This is a genomic window from Thalassolituus sp. UBA6592, assembly GCF_002433655.1.
Classification (GTDB): domain Bacteria; phylum Pseudomonadota; class Gammaproteobacteria; order Pseudomonadales; family Oceanobacteraceae; genus Venatoribacter.
The window spans coordinates 1-11899 of sequence record NZ_DJIO01000029.1; the positions used below are offsets into that span (position 1 = coordinate 1).

The 11899-nt window shown below is 53.3% G+C and carries 10 protein-coding genes; 5 read left to right on the top strand and 5 right to left on the bottom strand.

The genetic code is table 11. The features are described 5' to 3' along the window. The first annotated feature begins 241 nt into the window (after positions 1 to 241). The 4 genes from B2Z72_RS02720 to B2Z72_RS02735 all read left to right on the top strand — a co-directional run bounded on the left by B2Z72_RS02720 (position 242) and on the right by B2Z72_RS02735 (position 3168). Positions 242 to 820, top strand: coding sequence for a KdsC family phosphatase (locus B2Z72_RS02720; protein WP_296983773.1), 579 nt, complete (start codon positions 242 to 244; stop codon positions 818 to 820). Then, positions 817 to 1824, top strand: a complete 1008-nt coding sequence (locus B2Z72_RS02725; protein WP_296983775.1) for an NAD-dependent epimerase — start codon at positions 817 to 819, stop codon at positions 1822 to 1824. Before B2Z72_RS02720 ends, B2Z72_RS02725 begins: the two co-directional genes overlap by 4 nt. A 6-nt stretch (positions 1825 to 1830) precedes the next feature. Then, complete coding sequence (gene kdsB, locus B2Z72_RS02730; protein WP_296983776.1) at positions 1831 to 2598, top strand: 3-deoxy-manno-octulosonate cytidylyltransferase; 768 nt, start codon at positions 1831 to 1833, stop codon at positions 2596 to 2598. A gap of 153 nt (positions 2599 to 2751) precedes the next feature. Further along, positions 2752 to 3168, top strand: a complete 417-nt coding sequence (locus B2Z72_RS02735; protein ID WP_296983777.1) for a DUF3429 domain-containing protein — start codon at positions 2752 to 2754, stop codon at positions 3166 to 3168. Positions 3169 to 3276: 108 nt separating this feature from the next. Here B2Z72_RS02735 and B2Z72_RS02740 read toward each other — a convergent pair whose 3' ends face one another. The 5 genes from B2Z72_RS02740 to B2Z72_RS02760 all read right to left on the bottom strand — a co-directional run bounded on the left by B2Z72_RS02740 (position 3277) and on the right by B2Z72_RS02760 (position 8338). Further along, positions 3277 to 4188, bottom strand: coding sequence for a GNAT family N-acetyltransferase (locus tag B2Z72_RS02740; protein WP_296983778.1), 912 nt, complete (start codon positions 4186 to 4188; stop codon positions 3277 to 3279). After that, the gene (locus B2Z72_RS02745) at positions 4178 to 5341 is read right to left on the bottom strand and encodes a cupin domain-containing protein (protein ID WP_297004094.1); all 1164 of its coding nucleotides are present in this window, start codon (positions 5339 to 5341) and stop codon (positions 4178 to 4180) included. The genes B2Z72_RS02740 and B2Z72_RS02745 overlap by 11 nt, the downstream gene beginning before the upstream one ends. A gap of 95 nt (positions 5342 to 5436) precedes the next feature. After that, complete coding sequence (gene purB / locus B2Z72_RS02750) at positions 5437 to 6801, bottom strand: adenylosuccinate lyase (RefSeq protein ID WP_296983785.1); 1365 nt, start codon at positions 6799 to 6801, stop codon at positions 5437 to 5439. A 309-nt stretch (positions 6802 to 7110) separates the two neighbouring features. Then, the gene (locus B2Z72_RS02755) at positions 7111 to 7467 is read right to left on the bottom strand and encodes a RidA family protein (RefSeq protein WP_296983783.1); all 357 of its coding nucleotides are present in this window, start codon (positions 7465 to 7467) and stop codon (positions 7111 to 7113) included. Positions 7468 to 7504: 37 nt separating this feature from the next. Then, on the bottom strand, positions 7505 to 8338 hold the full coding sequence (locus B2Z72_RS02760; RefSeq protein ID WP_296983784.1) for a 6-carboxytetrahydropterin synthase: 834 nt from the start codon (positions 8336 to 8338) through the stop codon (positions 7505 to 7507). 403 nt (positions 8339 to 8741) lie between these two features. Here B2Z72_RS02760 and B2Z72_RS02765 point away from each other — a divergent pair, with 403 nt between their 5' ends. Next, positions 8742 to 11732: a hypothetical protein gene (locus B2Z72_RS02765; RefSeq protein ID WP_297004096.1), complete on the top strand. Its 2991-nt coding sequence runs from the start codon at positions 8742 to 8744 to the stop codon at positions 11730 to 11732. Positions 11733 to 11899 lie beyond the last annotated feature (167 nt).

Genomic DNA, 11899 nt, shown 5'->3' on the forward strand with positions numbered 1-11899 from the left:
AGGGGTTCGAATCCCCTTGGGGATGCCATCTCTGATCTGCTCAGAAACAGATCAAAGAGAGCGTAAAATAAGTCGGCTATGCCGGCTTTTTTTATGTCTGCGATTTACCCTTCCTTCAATATCACTTTTATTCTTTTCCCGGTAATGAGTTTTACCTGCGGTCTGCGGTGTCTTCCTGTACGGGGCCGATACAGCGGCGGACAAACCGGTTACAATGCCGCTTTCTCTGGCGGACAGCGTTATGATTCAGCTTACAAATTCAGTGCGGGAACGTGCCCGCAGTATCCGTCTGGTGGTTTTCGATGTTGATGGCGTTCTCACCGATGGCACGCTGACCTATTCTGCTGATGGCGAGCAGGTTAAGCACTTCAATGTCAAAGACGGTGTCGGCATTAAACTTCTGCAGACCTACGCTATCCAAACCGCGATTATTTCCGCGAAAGATTCTGCGCCATTAAGCCGCCGCGCACGCGATCTGGGTATCCGCCATTTCTTTCCGGGTACCAAAGATAAATGGGCGAAATTATCGGAGCTTATGGCTCAGCTCAATATTGATGCGGAAGATGTCTGTTACGTCGGTGATGACGTCATTGATCTGAAAGTAATGAAGCGGGTTGGTCTGGCGGTAGCACCGGCCGATGCGTTCTGGATGGTGAAAGACAATGCTCAGTTTATTACTGCAGCAGCCGGTGGCAAAGGCGTGGCACGGGAAGTGGCCGACGCAATTTTAGGCAGCCGTATGTCACTGGAAGAAGCTTATATTAAGGCGATGTTACCTGAGTTTGAGGAATCGCCTGAGTTCAGGAGTATGAAAAAATGAAAATTCTGATCACCGGTGCCGCCGGTTTTATTGGTGCTTTCACCAGCAAGCAATTTGTCGAGCAGGGGCATGAGGTTATTGGTATCGATAACCTCAACGATTATTACGATGTGTCATTGAAGCACGGTCGACTGGAGTGGCTGAATCAACTGGACGGTTTTCAGTTTATTCAGGTAGAGCTTGCTGACCGCGCGGCTGTCGAGGCAGTTTTTGATAATCACGAATTTGATCGTGTCGTGCATCTTGCGGCCCAGGCCGGTGTACGTTATTCCATCAGTAATCCGCATGCCTATGTCGACAGCAATCTGATTGGTTTTGTGAATATTCTGGAAGCCTGTCGTCACAATGAAATTGAGCATCTGGTGTATGCGTCATCCAGCTCGGTTTACGGCTTGAATACGCACATTCCTTACAGCACATCGGACCGGGTTGATCATCCGGTATCCCTGTATGCGGCGACGAAAAAATCCAACGAATTAATGGCGCATACCTATTCACACCTGTACGGTCTGCCAACCACGGGTCTGCGTTTCTTTACCGTATACGGTCCGTGGGGACGCCCGGATATGGCGTACTTCAGCTTTACCCGCGACATTCTTGCCGGTAAAACCATTAATGTATTTAACCACGGTAAAATGCAGCGCGATTTCACCTACATTGACGATATCGTCGAAGGTGTTACCCGTATTACCCAGAAAATTCCGCAGGGTGTTGCCGGCTGGACGCCGGAGAGTGGCGACGCCAGCCGCAGTTCCGCTCCGTATAAAATTTATAATATCGGTAACCACAACAGTGTTGAGCTGGGTACCTTTATTGAAACCATCGAGCAGGCGCTGGGTAAAGAAGCCGATAAAAACTACATGGAAATGCAGCCAGGTGATGTGCTGGCTACCTATGCCAACGTTGATGATCTGAGTGCCGATGTTGGCTTTGCGCCAAACACGCCGCTGGCGGATGGTATTGGTAAATTCGTTGAATGGTATCGCGATTTTTATAAGGTGTGATGACGGATGTCTGACTACAAAATTGTTATTCCGGCGCGTTACGGCTCCAGTCGTTTACCAGGTAAGCCGCTGATTAATTTATGCAGCAAACCTATGATTCAGCATGTCTGGGAGCGGGCGCAGGAAAGTGCCGCTGAGGACGTTGTGATTGCTACGGATGACCAGCGCATTTTTGACGTGGCCAAAGCATTCGGTGCGGATGTGGTTATGACTGCTGTCGATCACGAAAACGGAACCGAGCGTATCGCTGAGGTTGCCCGTATTAAAAACTGGGCGGATGAGACTGTGATCGTCAACCTGCAGGGTGATGAACCATTAATTCCTGAATCTCTGATTGAAGCCACCGCCGCCAGTTTGATTAATTATCCGCAGGCGGGGATGAGCTCGGTTTGTACGCCGCTGAATCATGACGGCGATGCCTTTGATCCGAACGTGGTTAAGGTGGTGCTGGACCGTGAGCAGTTTGCCATGTATTTCAGCCGTGCCTCGATTCCATGGGATCGGGATGGCTATAAAGCGCAGCTAGGGGTGATGACGGCAAAAATGCCGGTGTATCGTCATATTGGTATGTATGGCTACCGTGTTTCCTTCCTGCGTCAGTACATGGAAATGGAAGCCTGTCCGCTGGAAACCACGGAATCTCTGGAGCAGCTGCGGGCGCTCTGGTACGGCGTGAAGATTCATATGTCAGTCATTGCTGAGCCGCCAGGGCATGGCATTGACACCCCGGATGACGTCGCCCGGGTTGAAGCTCTGCTCTCCGCCGGTATCTGAATCCGGTCGCAAAAATGGCCTCTGTGTCTGCTCAGAGGTCATTTTTTTCGTTACTTTTCCCTCATCTCCCTCTATGTTGTTATTGTAAGTCGTTGAAAAATAACCATTAGAATGGTTCTGTCCGGCGATGCCGGGGGGAATCCGGAGGTGCTTATGACGTTTTCAATCTCAGAAAAACTGGGTTATGCGGGTCTGCTGCCTTTTATTATCGGCATGACGGCCGTGGTTCTTGGTTATGAGCAGGGTGAAGAATTCTTCAAACTCTACTCTCTGTTGATTCTGGCTTTTATGGCGGGTGTCTGCTGGGGTGTTGAGCAGGCAAACCCGGAAGAAATGGATGAAATTCCGCTGGAGCTGGCGATTGGCGTGTTCCTCTGGGGACTGCTGGCGTATTTCCTGCCAACCAATATTGCCTGTCTGATGTTTATGGTGGGTTTCTGGCTGCTGCTGTGGACGGAAAGTAATCCTATTTTCCGCCGCTCTTATGCTGCGTCCTATCAGCGTATGCGCAACATACTGACCGGTGCGGTGACTGTGATTAATATCGCGGTGTTTGTCGCGGTACATTAATCAGACAGAACGGAGCAGTGAAGAAAACGCCCGGTTAGCAGAAAAAAACACCCGGTACAGATGCCTGTCCGGGTGTTCTCTTCAGCGGGTATTCTCTTTTCACTCAAACTAGATGCGCAGGCGGCGGGTTTCCCGTGACAGGCGGGCGGAGCGCCACCATTCCTGATACTGATCCTGCAGGCGGGCGACACGGACGCGGTCATTCAGGCTGGCTTTCACCCCCATGCGATCCATGCTGATCCAGCAATACGCTGGCATGATGACCAGGGTATCTTTCAGTCCGGAATACACTTTCAGCTCAATGCGGCTGCTGATGCGCTGTTGCAACTGAATCAGCGGGTGATCGGCAATACCGGAGTACTCCTCGTTAATGATAATGCGCATGCTGCGCTGGCGGGCGCCACGCAGATAGCGGGTGAAACAGCTGAGCGTTGACGCATCGGACCAGACCGGCAGGGCGAGGTCAGTGATGGCGATATTAATCGCTGCTGGTCCGTAACTGCTGATGATCTGCAGCAGCCCCTCTGCGGAGGCTCTGGGGTCAAGACGGTAATCGGTATTGTCCCGGCCGGGCACGAACGTGTCGGACAGGCTGCCGCTGCGTGCCAGGTGTTTGATCATGCGCACGTGTGGAATGCCTGCATCCATGTTGAATGCCGGTTCCGGAATAAAGCCATGGCGGTGGTAAAACTGCCAGGCATGGGTCTGGGCATTGGCCTTTAACAGGCTGCCGTGGGATTCTTTACGGTAGTGATCTTCTGCAGCTTTCAGCAGGGCGCTGCCCACACCTTTGTAGCGGACTTCGGGAATAACCGCCATGCGTCCGACCTGACCGTTAGGCAATAAGCGGGCACAGCCCAGCGGATGGCCGTTGTAATGGGCGATAAAATGCACCGCGTTGATGTCTTCTGCGTCCCATTCAAGATCCTCGGGGACCTTCTGTTCGTCAATAAAGACACGCCGCCGGATGGCTTCCAGCGCCTCGCGGTGTGATCTCCAGTCAGTGACTTCAATCTCCATATTCTACCTCTGGATCGTATATAAAATGCTGTTCAATCAGAGATTTAAGCATTTTTTCGGCGTCTTCGGAATGAATTGAGGAAATTATCACTTGTGCCTCATAGCTGCGGTTGTCGGACAGCAGGCTGAGCAGAGGCTGGTCACCTGCCGGTAATAGCCACTCCTGGCCCATGGCGTAGAAGCGGCAATGGTCTTCATGGACAGAATAGGCGAAGCGGCTGAATTCAGCGCGTTTCCAATTGTCACTCTGTGCCAGTAACGTTCTGCCATCTTCTTCCAGTGCCACAGCTTCCGGCACGTGCTCGGCGTACTTGGGGTCTGTCATCAGGCGGCCAATGATCGACTGCAGGCGTTCGTCGTCACTGATGGCGTCAGTGAGCAGTTTACGCAGGCGCTGGGCAGCGGCTTTATCGATCAGGCCGGTGGATGACTGTTGGGTCAGGTCCGGATCAGCATAGCGCTGATCATCGGATGCATTGTCCATCACGTCATCGAATACCAGTGGTGCCAGTTCGGTCAGAGCCGGTGCGCGGAAACCAATACTGTAAGTCTGGCATTCGCCGCGGGCTATGCCCCAGTGGGCCAGTGCTGGTGGCAGATACAGCATGTCACCTGGATTCAGTACCCAGCGATCGCTTTCTTCAAAGTTTTCCAGAATGCGGATCTTCGGGCCTTTCATAAATGGTGTGTCTTCGCCACACATCTGGCCTGTGCGCCATTCGCGCTGACCTTCGGCCTGCAGCAGGAATACATCGTACTGGTCATAATGTGGGCCGACGGAACCGCCGTCGGTGGCGTAACTGATCATCAGATCGTCGATACGCCAGCCGGGAATAAAACGGAAATATTCGAGCAGGTCGGCGGCTTCCGGAATCCACTGGTCAACACCCTGAATCAGCAGGGTCCATTTGTTTTCCGGTAACTCCAGATAATCGTCTTCGGTGAAGGGGCCTTTGCGGATCGACCAGGGGCCGTCTTTGCCTTCTTCTTCGACGATGCGAGATTCAATTTCCTGTTCCAGTGACAGCCCCGCCAGTTCCTGTGACGACAGCAGGGGTTCGAAATCCGCCCATGCGTTACGGATTAATACCGGTTTTTTGTGCCAGTAATCACGCAGAAATTCTTCAATCGACAGCTCACCGAGAACATGCATAAACGTACTCAACTTAGTGGGAACAGATAAATGGAAACAGAAAACAAAAAAGCCTCCCGCAGGAGGCTTTCAGGGGCATTACAGAATAGGCGAAATCAGACGTTTTTAGCCTGATCTGCGGCATTACCGATGTAATTAGCCGGGGTCATGGCATTCAGCTCATCTTTCGCTGACTGTGGCAGCTCGAGGGAGGCAATAAAGTCGCCCATGGCGTCTTTGGTAATGGCTTTGCCGCGGGTGAATGCTTTCAGTTTTTCGTATGGCTGTTCGATGCCGTAACGACGCATCACAGTCTGTACCGGCTCCGCCAGCACTTCCCAGGCGCTATCCAGATCCTGTGCGATACGGGCTGCGTTCACTTCCAGCTTGCTGATGCCTTTCAGTGTCGCCTGATAAGCGATCATGCTGTAGCCCAGACCCACACCCATGTTACGCAGCACGGTGGAGTCGGTCAGATCACGCTGCCAGCGGGAGATCGGCAGCTTCTGTGCCATGTGTGTCATAACGGCATTGGCAATACCCAGGTTACCTTCGGAGTTTTCGAAGTCGATCGGGTTAACCTTGTGCGGCATGGTGGATGAGCCCACTTCGCCAGCAATGGTTTTCTGCTTGAAGTAGCCGTTAGAAATGTATGCCCAGATGTCGCGGTCAAAATCGATCACGATGGTATTGAAGCGGGCAATTGCGTCGAACAGTTCAGCGATGTAATCGTGTGGTTCGATCTGAGTCGTATAAGGGTTGAAGGTCAGCCCCAATGAGGTGACGAAGGTTTCTGCGTTGGCAGCCCAGTCGATGTCCGCATACGCTGACAGGTGTGCGTTGTAGTTACCGACAGCACCGTTGATTTTGCCCAGCAGATCGACGGCGTTGATCTGTTTGATCTGACGCTCCAGACGGGCAACCACGTTGGCCATCTCTTTACCCAGCGTGGTTGGCGATGCGGTCTGACCATGAGTACGGGACAGCATTGGCAGAGCGGCATGCTCGTGGGCCAGCTTGCGGATATCGTCGGCGATTTTCTGCATCACAGGAACAACCACGTCACGGCCGGCTTTCAGCATCAGACCATGAGACAGGTTGTTGATGTCTTCGGAGGTGCAGGCGAAGTGCACAAACTCGTTGACTGCCATCAGCTCGTCGTTACCGGCAAACTTCTCTTTGATGAAGTATTCCACGGCTTTTACGTCGTGGTTGGTCGTCGCCTCAATGGTTTTGATGCGCTGCGCATCTTCTTCGCTGAAGTCAGCGACGATGCTGTCCAGCTGTGCATTGGCTGCCGCTGAGAACGCCGGTACTTCGGCAATGCCTTCGTGGGCTGCGAGACGCTGTAACCAGCGGATTTCGACTTCAACCCGTGCACGGATCAGACCGTATTCGGAGAAGACAGGGCGAAGATCGATGGTTTTACTGCCGTAGCGGCCATCAACAGGCGATACAGCGGTCAGGGCGGACAGCTCCATAGGCTTGGACATAGCGGTTCTCAACTGACTAATAGATTGAATTGCGGGTGTGGTAAAACGGCGCGGGATTGTACCGGATTTTTCCGCTGATCTCAGCTAACTTTGTGCTTAACCGGGCCGAGCGGGCGGAAATTGTTTGATTACGGCAGGTAACGGCGTATCTGGTGTGCTTTAGTAGCCCCCAATCGACACTCTGGTGCCGGGGGTTGAAGCGCTGTCACAGAAGGGTATTTCTGCGAGCGCTTGACAGGCGTGTTGCTGGTGTTTTTGCGGCGGCTGTTGTCAGCCGCAACTATTTTCCAGCTACGGCTATTTTTCAGCTGCTACTACGCTGAACTCGACCAGAATTTCCGGGCGGGCCATGCGCGCTTCAACACAGGCACGGGCTGGTTTGCCCACTTCTGCAACCCAGGCGTCGTATACCGCGTTCATGGCGGCGAAGTCTTTCATGTCACGTACGTAGATGGTGATGGACAGCAGGTGATCGCGGTCACTGCCGGCGTCAGCCAGTAAGGCATCAATCTTGTTCAGGCAACCCTGCGTCTGTTGTTCGATGGTGACGTGCTCGTCATCACAGGCGGTCTGACCGCACAGATAGATGGTGCCGTTATGTTTAACGATACGGCTCATGCGCTGGGTGCTTTGCTGGCGTTCAATCTGGCTCAAAAGATCTCTCCGTTGGAATCTGAATGTGTGGCGGCCATCAGTTGGCAATGGCACCTTTATTAACGCCTTCAAAAGCTTTTACTTCTATATCCTCCGTGGGGTATTTGCCACGGATTTCCGACGCCAGATGAGCGGCGATAAACTCAACTGTGGTGTCAGTCTGCATAAGATAGCAGGCGCGTTGCGGCAGGCTGAGGCTGAACTCACCCTGTTGCGAGCGGTAGGCGAAGTGGATTGTGTCATCGGTTCGTACGCTGATGTCTTCTTCACTGCCCAGATAAATATCAGCAAACTGTTCTGCCCATTCGGCTTCCAGACTTTTATCGCGGCTGCCGGCGCGCCAGATTTCAATGCGTGAACGATGGCCGTGGGCAATACGCTGGCAATTGCCGGCGTGTTTCTTCAGACCATGGCTGTAGTGGTAATACGCGCCCTGAATATCCTCAGGGGCGAACAGCAGTGTCAGCTGATCGACATTCACCGGGAAAAATTCGCGCAGTTGTTCGCGGCACCAGTCCGCGACTGAATCCGTGGTAATGGCGTCAGCATCGACCAGAGCCACGGCTTCGCGTGGTGCTTCCATGGTCAGTACTTCACCGGATTCATAACGCCAGCTGAGGGATACCCGCTGTTCATCACCACTCAGGGTCAGTGCCGGAGAGCGCACCGGCACCAGCAGGCGGTGATCCAGTTCGTCGTCCAGCCAGTTGCGCAGGGTTTTCTTAACGATACCGAAATCGCACACCATGCCCTGATCATCCAGAGCTCCGTCCAGAATCGCCGATGCCCACCAGGTTTCGCCAACCAGACCGCGACGGCTGTCCAGGTAGCTGAAATCGACGTTGGTCAATTGATCGACAAATAATTGCATTGAAACTCCGGAGTTCTGGCGGACAAATTGTGCTGGCCGGGTCTGGCCCGGGCGATGAGGCGCGCATTCTAACGGAATTCGGCGCTGCAGGGGTAGGGGCTGAATGTATGGCTTTGTGTCCGCTGGCAGTTATCTCTGCTGGCTGCAACCTGTGCCGTCGCGCTTGTTGGCGGTGTGGTCGCGGGGATGGGTGCTGTGCCGTCGCGGGCGAGGGGGCAGGGTGGGTGTTGGGTTGGCGTTGGGTTGGCGTTATTGGTGCGACCGTGGAACCGGCTTTACCACTGGTGGTCTATGCAAATCCTTACGCTGACGACTATCAAGCGGGCGAAAGCCTGTTATCATGGTCGCCATTTTTACAGTAAGCCAATACGGGCTTGGAATCAGGAAAAGCGAATATCCTTTTATGACCATCAACAAAGCCATGTCGGCTTCACTGCTGACGCCGCTGCTGCTGGCCGGCGTCATCAGTGGCTGCAGCAACGGTTCATCCTCTTCATCCAATATTTCATTTTATGTGCAGGCCGGTCAGGAAGACATTGAAGAAGGTCTGGTGCGTGTCGTCTCCGCCGAAGGTGGTCAGCTCAGCCGTGATGCTGAAGGTCGTCTGTCCGGTACGGAATATGTGACTGACGAACAGGGTGAGGTCAATCCGCGCGCTGCTGCGGCTGAGATTTATTACTTCGAACTGCTGGGTCACGTCGCTGAAGAAGACACAGGTGTTGAGCCAACCACGGTTCGCTGTCAGTGGGCTGCTGGCTGCACCGCCGGTGGATCTGATTATTCCTTTGGTGCCGATGTCGCCCGTATTGATGGCCTCGGCTGGCGTGCGGTTGCGTATGATATCAGCAGTGGTGAGCGGGTTCGTCTGACTCCGCTGACCGATCTCGCTGCTCAGCTGGCATTTGATTATGTCTACGATGAGGGTCAGTCCGCCTGGACTGCCACCGGTTACTACTCGCCGTATTCTGTTGAGCAGAGTATTTCTCAGGTATCACAGATCTTCGGTATCGACAGTGTCGAATCCCGTGAGCCGACTGATCTGACCGAACTGAGCCGCGTCGCTGACAGCAGCAGCGCTGATACTGTATACAGCATTCGCTACGGCGCCTTAATCGCCGCCTGGTATCACCTGAGCGAAAGTTACAGCGGTGATTTTGCTGCGGATGCGGCCGCTGAATTCAGCGCTAATGCCGGTCAGATGACAGAAGCTGATGACGGCAGTGCGGTCCTCACGCTGCAGGCACTTTATTCCGCCGCGGTTGAAAACCTGGAGCAGATTGCGGCCAGTGAAAATATATCCGGTACCGCGCTGACGTCAGCGATCTCTGGTCTTAATCAGGATATTGCGTCTCTCAGTCTGACTTCTCCGGCAACGCTGACCAGCGTGCGTCCGGCAACGCTGGAAGAGTTATTCGGTACCAGCGATCTGGAAGATCTGCAGCTGGGTCTGAGTCGTGCTAAGGCCTTTGTACAGGTACTGCGTGATTACGAAAATACGTTTTTTGAAGATGGCTATCGCGAAACCGCTGATGCCTATATGGATATGCTGAAAGCGATTGGCGAAGAGAATCAGGATGACCTGAATCTGCTGATTGATCAGTACATCGACGTTAAAGACCTCTATGTTGCGACCTATCTGCAGAACACAGGTGTCTGTGCGGATACCTCGGCTTATGCCTGGATGAGTGGCGCCAGCTGTTCCTATTCATCCGCCACTGCACAGCTGACGCTGACCGGCAGTAATGGCACCAATCTGGTGGTTACGCAGAAAGTTGCTGATGTAAACCTCACCGATGAAGAAGATGAACCGACAGAGTCGCACGCCATCGACGTACTGATTACCGGCAGCATGCGTGCCGGCGATCTGGGCTTTGTGGTGGATAACACCTACGACAATGACGATCCGGAGGACGATATTCTGTCGCCAACCGGTATCCGTATTTACTACGACAACATCGTCAGCACGCTGGTGGAAACCGATTCCGGCGCTAATGAAATTCTGGCCTACGAACTGCGCTGGTCTGATTTCTCCATCTATCGCTCAGGCCTGCCGTCTGAAGTGAATGGCACGCCGGTGACTCAGGACGATATCGAACTGAGTGGCGCTTACCGCATTTTTTATCGTGGTGTGCGTGACCCGCTGGATGATCCGCAGAATCCGGTCAGTGATCTGCGCTTCAACATTGATACCGTGGTGCTGAACGGTCGTGTGTCGGATGTCATTGGCGATGAAGATGACGACGATGACAACTACACCACTGTGTATATTGCCGCCAACGCGGAGAACGCATCGGATTATTATCCGGAGAAAGAGTGGACTTCGTTCAATGGCTTCTTCACGCCGAACGCCGCTAACGGCTATGCCGAAGGTTCTGTGCAGGCGGATCTGGCAACCTATGAGCGCGGTAGCCAGACCATTTCCGGTCAGCAGGTGGATTACCTTGATGTGAAACTTATGGTCGATGGCGTGGCGCTGGAAGATTCCGCCCGTTACCGCTTCTATCCTACGCAACTGCGTGAAGACGATACCGATATCAACCGCGATGATGAAACCGACGATCTGGTTTCTGTCTTTGATATCGAGATCTGTGAGCTGGAATACAATAACGGCAGCTGGAGCGTGGGTACCTGTGATCCCAAGCAGCGTCTGTTCGGCGAGCGTGATACTGATCAGGCCATTAATGATCTGTGGGAAGCCGGCGCCTTCTCCCGTGTGACTGTGCCGGGTCGTGGCGAATACTTCATTACCTGGAGCGCATCTGCCGGCAGTGATGGCTGCTATGTTCTTGATCCACTGACCAGCGGTACGCTGGATGGAACCCTGTACGAGCCAATGGTTCTGGGTCTGAGCAGCGCGCGCTTTACTGCGGAAACCATTCTAGAAGATCAGCCGGATACGGCGTTTGATATTCTGGTGAATGCCCGTACCGCGGACCGTTATACGTTAACTGCGGCTCTGTCCCATGATTATTCAGGACTGTCGACTAACGGCGATATTTATTACGGTACCGGTTCCCGTCTGGACCGTATCCTGGTGTCCTACGATACCGACTCTAACTATGGCGTAACCGGTAGTCTGGAAATCTACAAAGACGGCGTGTCGCTGACGCTGGATCCGGGTACTGCCAATGAAGAAACTGATGTGGTCGACAGTACGCTGGGGCTGACTCTTAACCGCCAGTACACCTCTTCGCCAATGCCATATCACTATGTGACGGATGAAGAAGGTAACTACGATATCTGTGTGACCGATAACATCGCTGAAAATGCGGTAGAAACGCTGGAAGGCGCAGTGTATTACCTGACGTTCCGTGGCGTGGTATACGGCAGTATTCAGGAAGAAAATGGCGTGTGGGTGATCCGCTACATCGACGGTTCTTTCGAAACCCTCTGATGTCATGCCGGTTTGAGCACCAGACGGAAAAAAGCGGCCATTGGCCGCTGCTGTCCCACAGTTTAAAACAGATATTTTTACAGACGGCTTTTAATGTCGCAAAGCCTTATGCCTCTTGGGGGAACTTATCCCCCGGGCCGGCAAGGCGCCCCCCAGCTTTTCGCTTT